Below are 18,055 nucleotides of genomic sequence, written 5' to 3'. Positions count from 1 at the left end.
ACAGGCTGATCCTAATGCCCCAGCAATAAAAAAACCAATCCCATCGCTGCGTAAAATACGAGCCAATATCCCGCATCAATCGCGAACAACCGGCCCGATTTGCGCGAAAACAGATAATTGGTGCCAATGGCGGGGATGATATAGCCCAGCGAAATGCCGACAGATATCATGAGCGTCGAACGCGCATTGGTATCAAAAAACGCGAGTAAATGGCCAAGAAACACTGCCGATAGCACCGAAAAGGCAAAGGTCAGGCCGTAGATTTTAAGCATATTGCCACCGCGCAGTTGCTCCTCGGTAAATCCATGCTCCGCCATCCATGCCTTGCCGAACAGAGGTCCGTACCAAAGGCCGCCAATCAGAAATCCGGTCGCCGCAGCCACCAAAATTGCTAATAAATTCGCGTTAGCCATCATGATCCTTCGCACAACTATAAGCATCAATCATGCGCTTGTTCGCCAGCCGTGACAAGCCTGCCGAAACGCGCTATGCGCCGCCCATCATGGCAACAATCATTAAAGCAGCGCCGAAAGTCGGCATGGTATCGCTTGGCTGTCCCAAAGCGCTGGTCGATAGCGAACGAATTCTCACTAAGCTGCGTGCAGACGGCTATGGCCTGTCGCCCGATTATGCGGGTGCCGATGTGGTGCTCGTCAATACGTGCGGTTTTCTGGACTCTGCAAAGGAAGAAAGCCTGGAAGCCATTGGCGAGGCTATCGCGGAAAATGGCCGTGTTATTGTGACGGGCTGCATGGGTAATGAAGCCGATGTTATTCGCGCGCGCTTTCCCGATGTGTTGGCGATTACAGGGGCGCATCAATATGAGGCTGTCGTATCGGCGGTCCATGAGGCAGCGCCGCCGGCGCGCGGTGCATTCGTTGATCTTGTCCCTGAAGGCGGATTAAAGCTTACGCCGCGCCACTACAGCTATCTCAAAATTTCCGAAGGCTGCAACCACAGCTGCGCGTTCTGCATCATTCCGTCCCTGCGCGGAAAACTTGCAAGCCGCCGGATTGACGCTGTGCTGCGTGAGGCGGAGAAGCTTGTTTCCGCTGGCACAAAAGAGCTGCTGGTTATCTCGCAAGACACTTCCGCTTATGGGGTGGATACGCGGCATGAACCGCGCGAGTGGAAGGGGCGTCAGGTGCGTGCACATATGACTGACCTTGCGCGCGAATTGGGCGGCTTGCGCACCAGCGATGGCATCGCACCATGGGTCCGGCTGCATTATGTTTATCCTTATCCCCATGTGGATGATGTCATTCCGTTAATGGCTGAAGGATATTTGACGCCGTATCTCGACATCCCGTTCCAGCATGCAGCGCCCAATGTCCTCAAAGCCATGAAGCGGCCAGCTAATGAAGCAAAGGTGCTTGAACGCATCCGCAAATGGCGCGATATGGCTCCGGACATTGCGATACGATCGAGCTTTGTCGTCGGCTTCCCCGGCGAAACCGAATCCGATTTCGAATATCTGCTCAATTGGCTAGAAGAAGCGCAGCTAGACCGGGTAGGGGCGTTCCGCTTTGAACCGGTGGACGGCGCGCAGGCGAACCATTTGCCCAATCCCGTGCCCGACGCAGTCAAGGAAGAGCGGTTCCAGCGTATCATGGCAAAAACCGCCGCGATCAGCGCTGCCAAGCTTGCGGCAAAGGTCGGACGCAATATTCCTGTAATCATCGACGAAATCGGCGATGCGGATGAAGATGGCAGCATTGGCGCCACGGGACGATCGCAGGCCGATGCACCTGAAATTGACGGCCATGTCTATCTGCGGGATGTTAACCCGACTTTGAAGGCCGGCGACGTCGTGCTGGTCAACATCGAAGATGCTGACGAGCACGATCTGTTTGGGGTGGTTGCCTGATTATCTGCCCTTCGGCGGTAGGGGAAAGAAGCCTGAAGTTCGGGCGACATAATCGGCATATTCGGGCCGCGTCTTTTTCATACCCCGTTCCAACAAGGGCTTACCCGACCATCGCGTCAGGGTGAATGTCAAGAATATCGGACCAATGACGCTAGCCCATCCTACCAGCCCTACTTCACAAGCGATGAGCCAAATGCCCCACCATGTGCAGGCGTCACCAAAATAATTGGGATGGCGCGTATAACGCCAAAGGCCAGTATCCAGAACCTTGCCCTTATTAGCCGGATTGGCGCGGAATGCGTTAAGCTGCGAATCACCGATGGTTTCAAACAATATGCCGATGATCGCAATGATTGTGCCGAATAATGCCAATGGGCCCAACGCTATATTCCCGCCTTCGCTTGCCCAAATACCAAGCTGCGCGGGGAGGGAAGTAATGAAAAGCAGAGGCGCTTGGGTAAGGAACACCGAAAGCAAGGATGTCTTGCTCCAGCTCCAGCCTTTCTTTTCCATCACGCTGCCCATGATTTTGGCGTAGCGCGGGTCTTCGCCATGCGCGCGCCAGCGTGTCCACAGATGAAAGGTCAGGCGTAGGCCCCAAAGGCTAGTCAAACCTATCAGCAAATGGGACCGCGCGTCCGGCGCGCTTGATTGCGCCCAAGTCGCCCAAGCCAGTAACACCATCCCGAATGCCCAAAAGGCATCAATGAATGACACATCGCGAATTCTGACCGAATAAGCCCATAAGGCAAGAATCACGGTTAGCAACGCCGCAGCATTGATAAGCATCGTCGAACCAAAATCAGTCATGCCTCGTCCCTCGCAAATATTTCTGTCATTCCTTTGGCTGGATGCTTTGGTTTAACCTTTGCGTAGATTTCTGCAACCTTCGCCATATCGGCTTTATAGTCGCCAGTTGGCCATATGGCAGGCCCAAGCCCGCCGGTTTTGGAACCATAATCCATCATGCCCAATACCAACGGTACGCCTGCACCCATGGCAATATGGTAGAAGCCAGTTTTCCACGCCTTAACCGTGCCGCGCGTCCCTTCTGGCGCGATTGTCAGCATGAATTCGTCGCGACGGCCGAATTCATCGATCATCTGCTGCACATAATTGCGGTTTGAACTACGGTCGACAGGAACACCGCCCATATCGAGCATGAAGTTGGTAAACGGCCAGCGGAAAAGCGAAGTTTTAGCCATGAAATGTGGCTTAATTCCTAAGTCTTCGGTCAGTCCTAAAAAATAGACAAAGTCCCAGTTGCTGGTGTGTGGTGCGGCGATGAGCACGAATTTGCGTGGCTCCGGAACGACGCCATGCGCCCGCCATCCGCCGCGTTTATAAATAGCAACCAATACCCGCCTAAACATTTGGGATAACCAGCTGGGCTGGCGTTCATTCAAGAACATTATCGTCATCCTCCCCCAATGCTCACATAACGCCGTTGCAATGCATTTCAAACGGCTTGTTTCGTAAATACGCAAAGGCTAGGCATCCGGGCGCAATAAAAATCAACGCGGGAATTTACATGTCGCAACATGCACACGGTAGCACTCCAGTTATTTCTTCAACCGGATTGTTTACCCCATCTCATAATATCAGCAACGCGGAACTGGTCGCGAGCTTTAATGCCTATGCCGACCGCTACAACGCCGCCAACCCTGATGCAGAGCCACTCACGCACAGCTCAGTTGAATTTGTCGAGAAGGCCAGCGGGATCAAATCCCGGCATGTGATCGATAAGCGCGCCATCGTCGATCCCGACATCATGGAGCCACGTTACCCCGAACGGCCAGATGACCAGATTTCGTTAATGGCCGAAATTGGCGTTGCGGCATGCCGTGATGCGCTGGAACGCGCTGGTCGCAAGATTGAAGATGTTGATGCCGTGCTATGCGCTGCGTCGAACATGCAGCGCGCTTATCCTGCCATGGCTGTAGAAATCCAACATGAGCTTGGTATGCAGCGCGGCTTTGGCTTTGACATGAATGTTGCTTGTTCTTCAGCGACGTTCGGCATTCAAACTGCTGCTGACTATATCCGCAGCGGTAATGCGCGTTCGGTATTGGTCGTAAATCCTGAAATAACATCAGGCCATCTTAACTGGCGCGACCGCGACAGCCATTTCATCTTTGGGGATGTGGCGACCGCCATATTAGTTGAGGCAAAGGATATGGCCCCTGCGCAGCATTGGGAGATTCTGGGCACGCGGCTGAAAACGCAATTTTCGAACAATATCCGCAACAATTTTGGTTTTCTCAACCGCGCGCATGGGCAGGGTCCGGTCGACCAAAGCGGGCCGCGCAATGACAAGCTATTTGTTCAAGAGGGTAGGAAGGTGTTTAAAGAGGTTGTCCCAATGGTCGGACAAATGATCATTGAACATGCCGAAAGCCTGGGCTTATCTGGAACAGATTTACGCCGCATGTGGCTGCATCAAGCCAATACGGGCATGAACAGACTGATTGCACAAAAGGTTTTGGGGCATGAAGCGAGCGAGGATGAAAGTCCCACAGTGCTTGATACTTATGCCAACACCTCAAGCGCCGGCTCCATCATCGCCTTCCACAAGCATAATGAAGACCTGACGGCTGGAGATATTGGCCTGATTTGCTCGTTCGGCGCGGGGTATTCGGCGGGCTCGGTATTTGTGCGGAAAGTCGCTTAATAAATGGGGCTGCGGATTTAGGCGGCAAACCCCGTTGCCGGTTGACGTCAGCTGCCATTTCTTTGCGCAATTCGGTCCGTCTGGGGGATGCACGCTTATTGTACATCCCCTGCCAGCGCGTTGGCGAGGGCTTTGTGCGCGTTAGTCGAGTATCATCGCCAGCAAAATGTAAATCAAAACTGGCGAACCAAAGCCGACAACCGTTGCAACAGCGAAGATCAAGCGAATGATCATGGCATCAATGCCGGTCCAGTTGGCAAGGCCAGCGCAAACGCCGAGAATTTTCTTGTTGGCTTTATCAAGTGTCAAACGTGTCATTAAATTGCTCCCTAAACTCAAAATATGGGGTTTTGTTATGCTATGATCGCGGCGGCAGGTGCAACGGCGGGTGCCACGCTGATGCCGATAGTGATGAATGCGCAGATAACTGCGGCGAAAGCCGATAGAATTTGTGTGTGCACATATTGTGTCATGTTAATTTCCTTTTCAAGATCCCGGACCATGCCGGCTATGCGAACTACTTTGCATAGCTTATGCCAAAATTGATTTTTCCATGAAAAACAATTAATTATGCTATATTTGGGATTGCCGCATGATTGGAATAAATTCATATATTGGGAAATTATGCCAATATTTGGGAGTGGTGGAGTGCCAATAGCCGCTTGACCAAAAGTGGTCATACTATAGCAGACGCATGATATGACGCTGTCGCGACTAACCCTGAATGATTTTCGAAATCATGCTGCGCTGGAGATCCGGCCAGAGGCGCAGTTCATTGCACTTCACGGGTCAAACGGGGCCGGCAAGACGAATATACTGGAGGCCGTGTCGCTTTTGGTACCAGGCCGAGGTCTTCGCCGGGCGGCCATGTCTGACATGGTGCGCAACGAGGGCAGTGGCGGCTTTGCTATCGTTGCGCACGCTGGCGGCAATGTGATTGGAACTGGGGTCAGCGCAGAGCAGCCTGAACGGCGCAAGGTGCGGGTGAACGAGAGCAATGCGGCGATAAACAGCCTTGCCGAATGGCTGTCGGTTATCTGGCTAACCCCAGCGATGGACCGCTTGTTTGCAGACGGCGCGGCCGCGCGACGGCGGTTTCTGGATCGCTTGGTATTGGCGATAAACCCTGGCCACGCGCGGCACAGCAGCCGATATGAAAAGGCCATGCAACAACGCAACCGGCTTTTGGCAGGCGGTGTTGGTGCCGACCCATTGTGGTTAGATGCACTTGAGGCGCAGATGGCGGAGAGCGGAAACCTCATTCAGGCGGCCCGCATTTGGGTTGTTGAGGCGTTGAGTGCTCAATTGCTGACAAATATATCCGGGCCATTTGCAACGCCGCAGATTAAATTGGTCGAAAAGCTTGCAACTGCAGATGGCGATCTTGCGTCTGCATGGCGCAAGGGACGTAGCCGTGACGCAGCTGCCGGGCGCACTTTGCTTGGCCCGCATCGTGCCGATCTCGAAGTATTGCACAGCGGCTCAGGACAGGTCGCGGAGCAATGTTCCACAGGGGAACAAAAGGCATTATTGCTCTCCCTCATCCTTGCGCACGCGGCGCTTGTATCAGCGCAACGTGATGCCCCGCCGATCTTGCTGTTGGATGAGGTCGCGGCGCATCTCGATCCGTCAAGACGCGCTGCGTTATTTGCGTTGTTGGCAGACACCGGGGCGCAAGTCTGGATGACCGGAACTGAACCCGAATTGTTTAAGGATATTGGGCCGTCTGCCCAGTTGCTTCCAATTGGACGGATTTAGAATGCTCCCCTGATCGCAGGGGAACATTCATTTAGCGGGCTTTACTGGACTTTTTCGCAGCAATCTTCTTTGGCGACTTAGGCTTAGCCGCTTTAGGCGGTGCGGGTGTCACTTCAAATGCGGGCTGGTCGTCCTTGATACGCACAGCAACTTCACCGCCATGAATGAGTTTGCCAAACAACAGTTCTTCTGCAAGCGGCTGTTTGATCTTTTCTTGGATAAGGCGCCCCATCGGGCGCGCGCCATATAGCTTGTCATAGCCACGCTCAGTCAACCAAGCCCGTGCTTCGTCATCAAGCTTGATGTGCACATTTTGGTCGGCAAGCTGCAACTCCAACTGCAGGATGAACTTGTCGACGACGCGCGCGACAACTTCGGTCGGCAGATAACCAAATGGTACCGTTGCATCGAGGCGATTGCGGAATTCCGGTGCGAACATCTTCTTAACGGCTTCGTCACCTGCATCTTCCTTGCTGATGTTGTTGCCGAAACCAATGCCTTCCTTTGCCATGTCGCTGGCCCCCGCATTGGTCGTCATAATCAAAATGACATTACGGAAGTCAACGGTCTTGCCGTGATGGTCGGTCAGGCGACCATTGTCCATCACTTGCAAAAGGATGTTAAACAGGTCCGGATGTGCCTTTTCGATTTCGTCGAGTAACAGCACGCTATGCGGGCTTTGGTCGACAGCATCTGTCAGCAATCCGCCTTGGTCAAAGCCGACATATCCTGGAGGGGCACCAATCAGACGGCTGACGCTGTGGCGTTCCATATACTCAGACATGTCAAATCGCTTGAGCGGAATGCCAAGGATAGAGGCTAATTGCCGCGCGACTTCGGTTTTACCAACGCCGGTCGGACCGCTGAACAAATAGCTGCCGATTGGCTTTTCGGTATCGCGCAGACCAGCACGGCTGAGCTTGATGGCGCTCGCCAACACTGCAATCGCTTTGTCTTGCCCGAACACGACGCGCTTGAGATCCGCCTCAAGCGTGCCAAGCGCAGTCTTGTCATCGGTCGAAACCTGCTTTGGCGGTATGCGGGCGATCGTGGCAATAACGGCCTCAATTTCGCGGGCTGTGATAAGCTTGCGGCGCTTTGACGGTGGAACCAGCATCTGCATGGCACCCACTTCGTCAATGACGTCTATCGCCTTGTCAGGCTGCTTACGGTCGTTGATGTAGCGTGAGGACAGCTCTACCGCAGCCTTGATGGCCTCGGGAGTGTATTTCACCTTGTGATGCTCTTCAAACGCGCTGCGCAAGCCAGCAAGGATCTTGATTGTATCTTCAACGCTTGGCTCGTTGACATCAATCTTCTGGAACCTGCGCAGCAATGCGCGATCTTTTTCAAAATGGTTGCGGAACTCCTTGTAGGTGGTCGACCCGATGCAGCGGATGGTTCCGCCGGACAAAGCGGGCTTCAGCAAGTTTGACGCGTCCATTGCGCCGCCGCTGGTTGCGCCAGCGCCAATTACTGTGTGGATTTCGTCGATGAACAAGATCGCGTCTGGCAGTTTTTCCAGCTCGGACACGACCGCCTTTAACCGCTCCTCAAAGTCACCGCGATAGCGCGTTCCAGCCAGCAATGCGCCCATGTCGAGCGAGTAGATCACTGCTGGTAAAAGAACCTCAGGCACCTGATTCTCAACGATACGGCGGGCCAGCCCCTCTGCAATCGCTGTTTTCCCAACGCCCGGTTCGCCTACATATAGCGGGTTATTCTTTGACCGGCGGCATAAGATTTGGACAGTGCGGTCAACTTCGGCAGTCCGCCCGATCAGCGGGTCGATGCGGCCCTGCTTGGCTTTTTCATTCAGATTGACGGTGAACTGGTCCAGCGCACCTTCTTTTTTGTCTTTTTTCGTCTTGGCGTCTTCGGGCTCTTCGCTTTTCTGCTCAGCGCCGGTGACTGACCGAGGTTCGGCTAACTTGCCGTCCTTGCCGATGCCGTGGCTGATATAAGATACGGCATCGAGCCTACTCATATCCTGCTGTTGCAAGAAATATACGGCATAGCTCTCGCGCTCCGAAAACAAAGCGACCAGCACATTTGCGCCAGTCACGACGTCTTTGCCGGAACTTTGGACGTGCAGAATCGCCCGTTGAACAACGCGCTGAAAGCCGCTTGTCGGCGACGGGTCGACCTTACCCTCCACGCGTAGGCTTTCCAACTCGGTATCCAAATATGTAATGATGATGTCCGAAAGTTCGCCAAGCTCGACACCGCAAGCCTGCATGACTTTCGCTGCGTCCGCATCTTCGATGAGCGCCAGCAGGAGATGCTCCAGCGTTGCGTATTCATGCGCACGGTCGCCAGCATGCTTCAATGCGTTATGAAGTGTGGTTTCAAGCGACTCTGCAAATGATGGCATAATTCGGTCTCCCTAAAATGAGTCGCTGCGCGTTCTATACACTATATCGGCGCGGCCTTCGGTGCTTTCAAGCATGATGACAGAGATAACGGTTTGGCTTGCCGCTTTCTGCGCATTGGCCCGCTATGAGTCACTTCTTGAACAATGCGTCGGCAACGCTTCTGTGCTTGCTTGCAAACGTTATTTTGGCTTCGCAGCGCGTAATTTCGGCCTTTAGCGCAGCGATCCGTAATTCAAGTTCCGCAACAGATAGGGCGTCAATATCCTGCTTAACAAGATTGGCCACAGGATCGTCGCGCCGGCGCGGTAGATTTTCGTCAATATCCATAACGCATATTTTACCGATGGGCAGTTGCTGTCAATATGAAGCTTGCTTAAAGGCCGACCATTCACAAGGGATAACTTCGTAATGGCACAGCTACCGGATCAAATGACCGCAATCGAAATTTCGACGCCGGGTGGGCCCGAAGTGCTTGTCGCGTCGCGTCGACCGCTGCCGGTTCCAGATGTGGGTGAAGTGCTGTTGAAAGTGGCTTATGCGGGCGTTAACCGGCCTGACGTAATCCAGCGCAAAGGACTTTATCCTGCGCCTCCGGGCGCGAGTGATCTGCCTGGACTTGAAGTGTCGGGCATAGTTGTCGCCGTGGGCGGCGATGTCGACCCGACCATAATCGGTGCCCGTTATTGCGCCTTGGTATCTGGCGGTGGATATGCCGAATATTGCCTCGCGCGGATGGATGTGTGCTTGCCAGTTCCAGCGGGCATGGACATGGCTGCGGCTGCGGCCTTGCCTGAAACATTGTTCACCGTCTGGCATAATGTGTTTGAGCGGGGCTATGCCACCCCCGGCGAGACCATATTGATTCACGGCGGGACCAGCGGGATTGGCACCATGGCAATCAAGCTGGGCAAGCTTTTCGGCCTGACGGTGATTGTGACCTGTGGTTCTGACGACAAATGCGCAGTCGCCGAAAAAATTGGCGCTGACTACGCTATCAACTATAATGATTCCGACTTCGTCGAACGTGTCAAGGCAATCACAAATGGTGAGGGCGTTCACATCGTGCTTGATATGGTCGCAGGGAGTTACGTTTCGCGAAACCTGCAGTGTTTGCGCGAAGACGGGCGGCATGTGACCATTGCGGTGCAGGGCGGGATGACAGCAGAAATCAACATGGCTTATGTCATGTCACGCCGGCTGACGCTGACTGGGTCAACGCTGCGCCCTCGAACCGCCACGTTTAAGGCGATGCTTGCGCAGGAGATATCGGCCAATGTTTGGCCGCTAGTCTGTGATGGTGCGCTGCGTCCGGAAATGGACAAGGTCTTTCCTTTGGCCGAAGCCGCCGCTGCGCATGCTTATATGGAATCTTGCGCGCATGTGGGGAAAATCACGCTGGCGGTTTAAGCACGAAATATAGCTTTATGGGCTCGGCGCTTGCGTTCCCAATCCATCCAGCCAGATTTTGACATCATTGGCGCTCTTCTGCGGAATCTCCTCCATCGGGATATGGCCAACATTGGGGTAAATAATCAGCTTGGCCTGCGGCATGGCTTCCGCGAACCATTTGGCCGCTGTGACGGGGATTAAATTATCTTCCGCGCCCCATAAAATCAAAACAGGCACCTTTATTGTTGAAAGCCGTTCTTTTGTGCCAGGCACCATGCTCTTGGAATTTGAAAAGCGTTGCATGGTTGCGTTGCGGTTGCCGGGGTAGCGGTTTAATTCCCAATATCTATCAATGAGCTTGTCGTCGATTTCGGATTGAACACTCATCGACGTTTTGACGCTCGATTCAAAAATGCTGCGGGGGGCAATGAAGCGCGCGGCTTCTTTTATCACTGGCATGCGCATCAGCCGGAATCCAAGTGGCGTTTTTCCAGACCTTGCATATGGCTGTCCACTGGCATCAACCAATAACAAAGCTTCTACCTTCTCCGGATGCTCCAGCGCATATGCCCATGACACGCCGCCGCCCATCGAATTGCCGCCTATCACCGCCTTATCAACATTTAACTTGGTCAATAAACGGTCAACGACGCGCACATAAGATGCACTGTCGTAGACGCCTGCGGGGTTATTTCCAGTCAGGCCATGGCCGGGAAGATCAAGCGATATAATGCGATAGTCTTTGCCCAAAATGCCAACCCATTGCTCCCATGTATGTAGTGATGCGTTTGAGCCGTGGATGAGAACGAGCACGGGCCCGTCCTGTTTTCCTTCGTCGCGATAATGCACGCGCAGACCAGGCTCCAACTTGGCAAAGCGCGAAGCGGCACTGCCATATTTGCGCTCCATCTGCGCGGCATCCGTGTCAGGCGCATAGCCCCAGAAAAACAGTGCGGCCAAGGCGGCAAGCAACAAAATGAAGAGCCATTTAATGAAACGTAGCATTTCTTCCCCCAATGATTGCTTGGGAATGCACGGCTGGTGCGGCGCGTGCAAGTCCAAACGCGCATTGTCGCTTGCCGATATGGCAAACTTCGCCTAATGCCGAGCCAAGACATTCAGGCCGCTCCGTAAGGGGCGGCCCTTATTATTGGAGCAAATGAAATGGCTACCCCTTTGATGCCACATGCGACTGCCGCTTGGTTGGTCGACAACACGGGTTTGAGCTTCTCGCAAATCGCTGAGTTTTGCGGCATTCATATCCTTGAAGTGCAAGCCATGGCTGATGACATGACGGGTTCGAAGTATACCGGACGTGATCCTGTGCACGCCGGCGAATTGGCGATGGAAGAAATCGAAAAGGGGCAGGCGGATGAGGATTATGTCCTCAAAATGTCAAAGGGACCGGATCAGGTTCGTCGCACAAAAGGGCCACGTTATACGCCAGTGTCGAAGCGTCAGGACAAGCCGGATGGCATTGCTTGGTTGCTGCGCAATCATCCTGAAATTTCGGATGGCGCGATCTGCAAGTTGATCGGTACGACCCGCAATACAATTGCGGCCATTCGTGAGCGTAGCCACTGGAACATCGCTGAAATTCAGGCGAAGGACCCCGTCACGCTTGGTTTGACATCGCAGCGCGAACTGGATGCGATCGTGAACCGCGCTGCAAAGAAAGCTGGTATCGACAATACCGCTGCCAACGACGCGCGCCTTGGAACCGATCGCGACGCTTTGATCGAGGAATTACGCGCAGAACGTACGGAAGCTGCACGCCGGGCCGAAGCTGCGTTGAATGGCGAAGACGAAAATGTTGGCAAGGCAGAATTGACCGCCGACACCTTATTCAAAAAAGCTGGCGAATAATCGAAACGTGATGATTGCCTTAATCGCTTGATTAAGGCACGGCGGGGGGATGGCAACTAACACACCCCCCGCATATGACGCATCGCTTGCCGATCATGGGTTTGAAGCAAAAGAGCTAAAGGGGCTAACCTACCCTTTGGGCGAACACGCTCCGCAATATGGTGAAATTTATCCAATAGCGCCCGATATCGGTTGGACGCGGATGCCCGTGCCGGGCAATTTGGCGCATATCAATCTATGGTTGCTGGATGAGGCGAACGGCGGATATGCAATTGCCGATACGGGCCTGTTCATGCCGCCAACGATTGACCAATGGCAGTCGCTTTTCAAGGGAGCGTTGGCGCACCGCGACCTAACACGGATTTTCGTAACGCATTTCCATCCAGACCATGTGGGTTGCGCTGGTTGGTTGGCAAACAAGTTCAAAGTCCGGATCTGGATGAACCGGACCGAATGGCTGATGGCACGCATGCTGACCGCCGAGCAGTTAGATCACCCGCCAGAAGACGTCTTGAGCAATCGAAAATTTGCCGGATTTGACGAAGAGCGCATTGATATTTTGCGAAAAGGCGATTGGGGCGGCTTTGCCAGAGCCGTATCCAAACTTCCGACGGGGCATGTGCGCATGGATGACGGACAAGTCATTCAGGTTGGGCGACGCGACTGGACGGTGATGACTGGCGGTGGGCACACACCTGAACATGCTTGCTTGGTAGATTTCGGTAATGGAATGATCATTGCTGGGGACCAAATCTTGCCGCGCATTACATCAAATGTATCGGTCATGGACAGCGAGCCGGAGGCCGATCCGCTTGGTGAATGGCTGGCGTCCATTGCGAAATTCCGTGCGGCTTTGCCTGCTGATATGTTGGTGCTGCCCGCACATGGGGAACCATTTACGGGTGTGCATGTCCGTCTGGACAAGCTTGCCTCGGGACATCATGAACGGCTTGATAAGCTTGAATTACAACTGCGTACCACCGAAATGCGCGCCGTTGATACATTCTCCTTACTGTTTGACCGCGAGATTGATGATAGCGTCTATGGCTTAGCCGCGGGCGAGGCGCAGGCGCATCTGCGACATTTGCATTTTGCTGGACGGATAAAATGTGAAATCCGCGATGGCGTTGGCTGGTATCACGCGGCATAATGCCTGTATGACACAGAGCATTTGGAACGATCGCTATTTTCATCCTATCAAATGGGATCAGCATTTTCCCGCATTGGCGCTACATGACATGTTTTTCCAATCGGCCGAGCGCATGGGCCGCGCAGCCATGGCCGACTTTATGGGCCGCAAATATGGTTATGCTGAAATGGCACAAACTGTCCGGCGCGTCGCCCGTGGGTTGCAAAATAAGGGGATAGGCAAGGGCGACCATATTGGCCTATTCCTGCCCAATGTTCCGCAATATATCGCGGCTTATTATGGCGCTTTGGCAGCGGGGGCGACGGTGGTGAATTTTTCGCCGCTCTACACCGTTGATGAACTCGCGCATCAGGTCGCCGATAGCGGCACGTCGATATTGTTTGCGGTCTCTGCGGCGGCGCTATTGCCCACGGCGATGAAGGTACTCGACAATAGCAGCTTGAAAGAATTGATCGTCGGAAGCGTATCCGAAGCGTTGCCAAAAGCGAAAAGCTGGGCATATCGTGTGTTCAAACGCAGCGAGATTGCGGCGACACCCTCTGATAGTCGTGTGTCTACTTTTGCCCGTCTGGTCGCAAATGAAGGCGATTATGCGATCCAGCCATGCGCACCCGAAAAAGATATTGCGCAGTTGCAATATACGGGCGGGACAACTGGCACCCCCAAAGGCGCAATGTTAAGTCATCAAAATATTACCGCCAATGCGCGGCAGATTAACATGCTTGATCCGCATAGCAGAATGAATCAGCCGGAGGACCCATCGGACGATCGTATCCTTGGAGTGCTGCCGTTTTTCCATGTCTTTGCAAATGCAACTGTTCTTAATCGCACAGTCGCCAATGGCGGTGAAATTGTCATGCTTCCGCGTTTTGAGGCAAAGGCGGCTTTGGCGGCGATTACCCGCGCAAAGGTAACTTCACTTCCTGGCGTGCCGACCATGTATCAAGCATTGCTAGATTGCCCGGACCTTGCAAAGACCGATTTCAGCAGCCTTCGTGCCTGTATTTCGGGCGGCGCGCCCTTGTCCGGTGAACTGAAAAAGCGGTTTGAGACAGCTACCGGAGCTGTTGTTATCGAAGGCTATGGCTTAACTGAAAGCTCCGGCGTGGTTTCGTGCAACCCTTATGAGGGCATGAACAAGATCGGCAGCATCGGGCAACCTGTCCCTGGAACCGACGTCCGGCTTGTTGACAAGGAGGACCCGACTAAGCCCGCTCTTGCCGGCGAGCCCGGCGAGCTTACTTTCTCAGGCCCACAAGTTATGTGCGGATATTGGAACCGGCCAGAGGCGGATGCAGAAGTATTTCTCGGCAAGTATCTTCGCACTGGTGACGTCGCGACGATTGACGAAGATGGTTTTATCCACATCGTTGACCGGTTGAAGGATATGATCGCGGTTGGCGGGTTCAAGGTATTCCCCAGCCAAGTTGAAGACATTCTCTACCAACACCCTGCGGTCAAGGAAGCGCTCGTTATCGGCGTTGCTGATGCATATCTCGGTGAAATTCCACACGCCTTTGTGACATTACAAAATGGTGCGACCGAAGATGGCGCCGCGCTTGCAACGTGGCTAAACCCGAAATTGGGTAAGCATGAACGCGTCAAGGGGGTCACGATCATGGATTCCTTGCCAAAAACAATGATCGGCAAGCTTGACCGCAAAGCGTTGCGGGTGGCGCTGGGTTCCTAGGCCTTAGTCTGCGATGGAAGGAGATTCCGCTCTCGTCCGCAAGATAATCCATGTCGACATGGATGCATTTTACGCCAGTGTGGAACAGCGGGATAACCCTGATCTGCGCGGTAAGCCTGTCGCAGTCGGCGGCTCGTCCAAACGCGGTGTTGTGGCTGCGGCGAGCTATGAAGCGCGGGCGTTTGGTGTGCGTTCCGCCATGCCTTCGGTTGTGGCGCAAAGGCAATGCCCCGACCTGATTTTCGTCAAACCAAGGTTTGAGGCCTATAAAGCGGTGTCCGGACAGATCCGTGACATATTCGCGCGGCACACCGACCTTATTCAGCCACTCTCATTGGATGAGGCCTATCTTGATGTGACCCATGACAAGCAGGGCATCGGGTCGGCGGTGAAGATTGCCAAGGCGATCCGCGCAGCTATCCGCGACGAGACGGGCCTGACCGCAAGCGCGGGTGTAAGCTATAACAAGTTCATTGCAAAGCTGGCCAGTGACCAGAATAAGCCCGATGGAATTTGCGTCATTTTGCCGGAGCAGGGCCCGGAATTTGTAGCTGGCTTGCCGGTCCGCCGTTTTCACGGTGTCGGGCCGCGCACTGCTGAAAAGATGGCGAAGCTGGGCGTAAATACGGGCGCGGACCTTGCTCTAAAGGATGAAGCGTGGCTGGCGCAGCATTTTGGCAGTTGGGGCGGCTATCTTTTCTGGGCCGCGCGTGGGATTGATCACCGTCCGGTCAACGCACATTCTGTGCGCAAATCTATCGGGGCGGAAAGTACCTATTTCAACGACAAAAGCAGTGAGCCAGAACTGCGCGAAGCATTAGAAGACATAGTCGATATCCTTTGGGGCCGCATTGACCGGTATCAGGCAGAGGGCAGGACATTAGTGTTGAAGGCGCGTTATGCAGATTTCCGGACGATCACGCGCTCTCGCACTATGGGACGAGCTTTGTCGGATCGTGCGACTATTGCCCAATTAGGGCATGCGTTGCTTGATCAAATCTTACCAGTCGAAATGGGCGTTCGGCTCCTTGGGCTGACGCTTTCGGGGTTGGTAGACCATAATGAAATCGCGCATGGTGCAACACAGCAAGGACAATTTACATTTGGTTGATTGAAAATTGAAATAATTTATTACATATCATGAAACTGTTATACAAACATAACACAGGATATAAAATGGCGCGCCCGCAGACGGACATTGATGCTGGAAGAACTGCATTGCTGGAGGTGGTGGATGACTTGGTCCGCAAGCGCGGTGCAGTAGATATTTCAATGACAGATTTGGCGGCTGCCGCGGGCATGTCGCCCTCCAATCTATATCGCTTTTTCGACAATAAAGAAGCGCTGCTTGAGGCTGTGGCCGAGCGTTTTTTTGCCGAAAAAGTTCGGATAATGGTTGAGGTAACCGAATCCGACCTGCCTGTTCAGGAAAAGATGTACCAATATTTTGCGCGGCGTTACCTCGCGATGCTTGCCCAATATGAGGCAGAGCCAGACCTGCTGAAAAGTTACCTCGAAATCGGCCAACAATATTTTGAGGTTGTCCGCGGATATGTTGATCTGGGAGATCATTATCTCTCCCTTATTGTCGCAGAGGCCATGGAGCAGGGCTATTTTGAAGGCCTCTCGATTGATGAGGCCGTGTCACTCATCAACCAGATGGTGCAATGCTACACAAACCCTGATGCGCTTTTTTACGTCGGCACGGTTAAGTTAAGGGTTGAGAAACTGGCAACGATTATTGAGACAATTTTTCGTGGGTTAGGCAAGAAATCGTCGGCGCAAACACCTGCCGAGCCGCATATCAGAATCGTTTCATAACCCGCGCCATATTTGTGGCAACCTCTTGAGCGCATAATCACTTTTACAACGCCTCAATGCTGATTTAAGCATGCGATTAAATCATAGTGGGAGGGAGATTATCATGCGTGTCGAAAATGCAATATTTCCATCAATGGAGCAGGCTAAGTCATTTTTCGGCGGTCCGGAGAACGGGCCGTTTGTCATGGTCAATTTGCTGAAGTTCAGAGACAAAGCGGAATATGCCGATGGCAGCGATTCCGACCTCTCGGGCGCAGCGGCTTATGCCCGCTACGGTAAGGCTATTCAGGCATGTTTGGCTGCCGTTGGTGGGCGCCAAATCTTCGCCGGGAACGTTACTGGTATGATGATTGGTGAAGTTGAGGACCAATGGGACATGATCGCTTTGGTCGAATACCCGTCACTCGCGGCGATGCAGAAAATGCTATCTTCGCCTGAATATCAAGCCATTGAGTCCCACCGCAAAGCTGGGCTTGCCGGCCAGTTAAACATCCGCACCAGCCAGATTGGACATTGATATGAAGCCCATGAAGAACCGCATGACCGATCTGCTCGGCGTCGAATATCCCATCATTCAAGCGCCAATGGGATGGATTGCGCGGGCGCAACTGGCATCGGCGGTGTCGAACGCGGGGGGGCTTGGCATAATCGAGACCTCCTCGGGGCTGTTGGATGAAGTGCGCGCCGAAATCATCAAGATGCGCGAACTTACCGATAAACCCTTTGGTGTGAATATCGCGCAAGCCTTTGTGCGTGATCCTGGTATCGTCGATTTTGTCGTCGACCAAGGTATCAAGTTTGTCACCACATCTGCGGGCGACCCTAATAAATATTGCGGTCCATTAAAGGCTGCGGGATTAACCGTATTTCACGTCGTACCAACACTGGCCGGTGCATTGAAAGCGATTGATGCCGGGGTTGATGGCCTTGTGGTTGAAGGCGGAGAAGGTGGTGGTTTCAAAAATCCGAAGGACGTCGCGCTGATGGTCCTACTACCGCTCATCCGGAGCAAAGTTGATGTGCCTATTGTGGCTGCTGGTGGTATCGTCTGCGGACGGACAATGGCAGCCGCATTTGCGCTTGGCGCTGAGGCTGTGCAAATGGGCACACGGATGGTCAGCGCTGCGGAATCGCCTGTGCACCATAACTGGAAAGACGCGATCATCAACGCGAAGGAAACCGATACGCTTTTCCTTAACCGCCATGGGCCGGGACCGGCATTGCGCGCCTTGCGTACTGAACGAACAACAAAGCTGGATGTTGAGCCAACGGACAATATCATGGCTGAAATGCGCGGTGTGCTTGATTTGTATTTCGGCGGTGACATGGAGGCTGCGATCGCCCTTTCCGGGCAAGTGGCCGGACGCATTGATGCGGTGAAACCCGCCAAGCAAATCATCAACGAGGTGATGGACGAGTTTTATGCTGTCATAAACGATTTGCGCCGTGATTATCTTTAGGATTTGAC

At 53.6% G+C, this 18,055-nt stretch carries 18 protein-coding genes; 11 read left to right on the top strand and 7 right to left on the bottom strand.

Going from position 1 to position 18,055, the window contains the following annotated elements:
• Positions 1 to 11: 11 nt before the first annotated feature.
• Entirely contained in the window at positions 12 to 416 is a 405-nt protein-coding gene (locus ACILP3_RS01200) for a DUF1761 domain-containing protein (RefSeq protein WP_395614847.1), read from the bottom strand.
• A gap of 86 nt (positions 417 to 502) precedes the next feature.
• Here ACILP3_RS01200 and rimO point away from each other — a divergent pair, with 86 nt between their 5' ends.
• Positions 503 to 1,867: a 30S ribosomal protein S12 methylthiotransferase RimO gene (gene rimO, locus ACILP3_RS01195; RefSeq protein ID WP_395614876.1), complete on the top strand. Its 1,365-nt coding sequence runs from the start codon at positions 503 to 505 to the stop codon at positions 1,865 to 1,867.
• On the opposite strand, the gene ACILP3_RS01190 is transcribed toward rimO, so the two are convergent.
• Together ACILP3_RS01190 and ACILP3_RS01185 are read right to left on the bottom strand one after the other, a co-directional pair.
• Complete coding sequence (locus ACILP3_RS01190; RefSeq protein ID WP_395614846.1) at positions 1,868 to 2,677, bottom strand: DUF1295 domain-containing protein; 810 nt, start codon at positions 2,675 to 2,677, stop codon at positions 1,868 to 1,870.
• Positions 2,674 to 3,240 carry a lysophospholipid acyltransferase family protein gene (locus tag ACILP3_RS01185; RefSeq protein WP_395614845.1) on the bottom strand — a complete coding sequence of 189 codons (567 nt, stop codon included), beginning with the start codon at positions 3,238 to 3,240 and terminating at the stop codon, positions 2,674 to 2,676. Before ACILP3_RS01185 ends, ACILP3_RS01190 begins: the two co-directional genes overlap by 4 nt.
• A gap of 158 nt (positions 3,241 to 3,398) precedes the next feature.
• Between ACILP3_RS01185 and ACILP3_RS01180 the strand changes: the two genes are divergently transcribed.
• Positions 3,399 to 4,538: a beta-ketoacyl-ACP synthase III gene (locus ACILP3_RS01180; protein WP_395614844.1), complete on the top strand. Its 1,140-nt coding sequence runs from the start codon at positions 3,399 to 3,401 to the stop codon at positions 4,536 to 4,538.
• Positions 4,539 to 4,679: 141 nt separating this feature from the next.
• Here ACILP3_RS01180 and ACILP3_RS01175 read toward each other — a convergent pair whose 3' ends face one another.
• On the bottom strand, positions 4,680 to 4,856 hold the full coding sequence (locus ACILP3_RS01175) for a PspC domain-containing protein (RefSeq protein ID WP_395614843.1): 177 nt from the start codon (positions 4,854 to 4,856) through the stop codon (positions 4,680 to 4,682).
• A 381-nt stretch (positions 4,857 to 5,237) separates the two neighbouring features.
• Here ACILP3_RS01175 and recF point away from each other — a divergent pair, with 381 nt between their 5' ends.
• Complete coding sequence (recF, locus tag ACILP3_RS01170) at positions 5,238 to 6,296, top strand: DNA replication/repair protein RecF (RefSeq protein ID WP_395614842.1); 1,059 nt, start codon at positions 5,238 to 5,240, stop codon at positions 6,294 to 6,296.
• Positions 6,297 to 6,327: 31 nt separating this feature from the next.
• Here recF and clpA read toward each other — a convergent pair whose 3' ends face one another.
• Both clpA and ACILP3_RS01160 read right to left on the bottom strand, forming a co-directional pair.
• On the bottom strand, positions 6,328 to 8,670 hold the full coding sequence (clpA, locus tag ACILP3_RS01165; protein WP_395614841.1) for an ATP-dependent Clp protease ATP-binding subunit ClpA: 2,343 nt from the start codon (positions 8,668 to 8,670) through the stop codon (positions 6,328 to 6,330).
• 130 nt (positions 8,671 to 8,800) lie between these two features.
• Positions 8,801 to 8,998, bottom strand: a complete 198-nt coding sequence (locus ACILP3_RS01160; protein WP_296199516.1) for a DUF1192 domain-containing protein — start codon at positions 8,996 to 8,998, stop codon at positions 8,801 to 8,803.
• An 81-nt stretch (positions 8,999 to 9,079) separates the two neighbouring features.
• Between ACILP3_RS01160 and ACILP3_RS01155 the strand changes: the two genes are divergently transcribed.
• Complete coding sequence (locus ACILP3_RS01155; protein WP_395614840.1) at positions 9,080 to 10,078, top strand: NAD(P)H-quinone oxidoreductase; 999 nt, start codon at positions 9,080 to 9,082, stop codon at positions 10,076 to 10,078.
• A gap of 15 nt (positions 10,079 to 10,093) precedes the next feature.
• Here ACILP3_RS01155 and ACILP3_RS01150 read toward each other — a convergent pair whose 3' ends face one another.
• Positions 10,094 to 11,065, bottom strand: a complete 972-nt coding sequence (locus ACILP3_RS01150) for an alpha/beta fold hydrolase (RefSeq protein ID WP_395614839.1) — start codon at positions 11,063 to 11,065, stop codon at positions 10,094 to 10,096.
• Positions 11,066 to 11,224: 159 nt separating this feature from the next.
• On the opposite strand from ACILP3_RS01150, the gene ACILP3_RS01145 reads away from it, so the two are divergent.
• The 7 genes from ACILP3_RS01145 (at position 11,225) to ACILP3_RS01115 (ending at position 18,047) form a co-directional block, all read left to right on the top strand.
• Positions 11,225 to 11,926: a DUF1013 domain-containing protein gene (locus ACILP3_RS01145; RefSeq protein WP_296201100.1), complete on the top strand. Its 702-nt coding sequence runs from the start codon at positions 11,225 to 11,227 to the stop codon at positions 11,924 to 11,926.
• 49 nt (positions 11,927 to 11,975) lie between these two features.
• A complete protein-coding gene (locus ACILP3_RS01140) occupies positions 11,976 to 13,076 on the top strand; it encodes an MBL fold metallo-hydrolase (protein ID WP_395614838.1) in 1,101 nt (366 codons plus the stop codon).
• 7 nt (positions 13,077 to 13,083) lie between these two features.
• Positions 13,084 to 14,766, top strand: a complete 1,683-nt coding sequence (locus ACILP3_RS01135; protein ID WP_395614875.1) for an AMP-binding protein — start codon at positions 13,084 to 13,086, stop codon at positions 14,764 to 14,766.
• A 13-nt stretch (positions 14,767 to 14,779) separates the two neighbouring features.
• Entirely contained in the window at positions 14,780 to 15,877 is a 1,098-nt protein-coding gene (dinB, locus tag ACILP3_RS01130; protein ID WP_395614837.1) for a DNA polymerase IV, read from the top strand.
• Between the two features lie 65 nt (positions 15,878 to 15,942).
• On the top strand, positions 15,943 to 16,587 hold the full coding sequence (locus ACILP3_RS01125; protein WP_395614836.1) for a TetR/AcrR family transcriptional regulator: 645 nt from the start codon (positions 15,943 to 15,945) through the stop codon (positions 16,585 to 16,587).
• Between the two features lie 103 nt (positions 16,588 to 16,690).
• Entirely contained in the window at positions 16,691 to 17,104 is a 414-nt protein-coding gene (locus ACILP3_RS01120) for a DUF1330 domain-containing protein (protein ID WP_395614835.1), read from the top strand.
• 22 nt (positions 17,105 to 17,126) lie between these two features.
• Complete coding sequence (locus tag ACILP3_RS01115; RefSeq protein ID WP_395614834.1) at positions 17,127 to 18,047, top strand: NAD(P)H-dependent flavin oxidoreductase; 921 nt, start codon at positions 17,127 to 17,129, stop codon at positions 18,045 to 18,047.
• The last annotated feature ends 8 nt before the right edge of the window (positions 18,048 to 18,055 follow it).

The organism is Sphingorhabdus sp., from assembly GCF_044239665.1.
Classification (GTDB): Bacteria; Pseudomonadota; Alphaproteobacteria; order Sphingomonadales; family Sphingomonadaceae; genus Sphingorhabdus_B.
The sequence above is the reverse complement of the archived record's forward strand: the minus strand, read 5'-3'. Positions and strand labels throughout refer to the sequence as shown.

Excerpts from the sequence above, each read along its gene's own strand:
- ACILP3_RS01190 (WP_395614846.1), bottom strand. The coding sequence starts at position 2,677 with ATGACTGATTTTGGTTCGACGATGCTTATCAATGCTGCGGCGTTGCTA.
- clpA (WP_395614841.1), bottom strand. The coding sequence starts at position 8,670 with ATGCCATCATTTGCAGAGTCGCTTGAAACCACACTTCATAACGCATTG.
- ACILP3_RS01150 (WP_395614839.1), bottom strand. The coding sequence starts at position 11,065 with ATGCTACGTTTCATTAAATGGCTCTTCATTTTGTTGCTTGCCGCCTTG.
- dinB (WP_395614837.1), top strand. The coding sequence starts at position 14,780 with ATGGAAGGAGATTCCGCTCTCGTCCGCAAGATAATCCATGTCGACATG.
- ACILP3_RS01160 (WP_296199516.1), bottom strand. The coding sequence starts at position 8,998 with ATGGATATTGACGAAAATCTACCGCGCCGGCGCGACGATCCTGTGGCC.
- ACILP3_RS01120 (WP_395614835.1), top strand. The coding sequence starts at position 16,691 with ATGCGTGTCGAAAATGCAATATTTCCATCAATGGAGCAGGCTAAGTCA.
- ACILP3_RS01200 (WP_395614847.1), bottom strand. The coding sequence starts at position 416 with ATGATGGCTAACGCGAATTTATTAGCAATTTTGGTGGCTGCGGCGACC.
- ACILP3_RS01145 (WP_296201100.1), top strand. The coding sequence starts at position 11,225 with ATGGCTACCCCTTTGATGCCACATGCGACTGCCGCTTGGTTGGTCGAC.
- ACILP3_RS01175 (WP_395614843.1), bottom strand. The coding sequence starts at position 4,856 with ATGACACGTTTGACACTTGATAAAGCCAACAAGAAAATTCTCGGCGTT.
- ACILP3_RS01115 (WP_395614834.1), top strand. The coding sequence starts at position 17,127 with ATGACCGATCTGCTCGGCGTCGAATATCCCATCATTCAAGCGCCAATG.
- ACILP3_RS01140 (WP_395614838.1), top strand. The coding sequence starts at position 11,976 with ATGGCAACTAACACACCCCCCGCATATGACGCATCGCTTGCCGATCAT.
- rimO (WP_395614876.1), top strand. The coding sequence starts at position 503 with ATGGCAACAATCATTAAAGCAGCGCCGAAAGTCGGCATGGTATCGCTT.
- ACILP3_RS01135 (WP_395614875.1), top strand. The coding sequence starts at position 13,084 with ATGACACAGAGCATTTGGAACGATCGCTATTTTCATCCTATCAAATGG.
- recF (WP_395614842.1), top strand. The coding sequence starts at position 5,238 with ATGACGCTGTCGCGACTAACCCTGAATGATTTTCGAAATCATGCTGCG.
- ACILP3_RS01125 (WP_395614836.1), top strand. The coding sequence starts at position 15,943 with ATGGCGCGCCCGCAGACGGACATTGATGCTGGAAGAACTGCATTGCTG.
- ACILP3_RS01155 (WP_395614840.1), top strand. The coding sequence starts at position 9,080 with ATGGCACAGCTACCGGATCAAATGACCGCAATCGAAATTTCGACGCCG.
- ACILP3_RS01180 (WP_395614844.1), top strand. The coding sequence starts at position 3,399 with ATGTCGCAACATGCACACGGTAGCACTCCAGTTATTTCTTCAACCGGA.
- ACILP3_RS01185 (WP_395614845.1), bottom strand. The coding sequence starts at position 3,240 with ATGTTTAGGCGGGTATTGGTTGCTATTTATAAACGCGGCGGATGGCGG.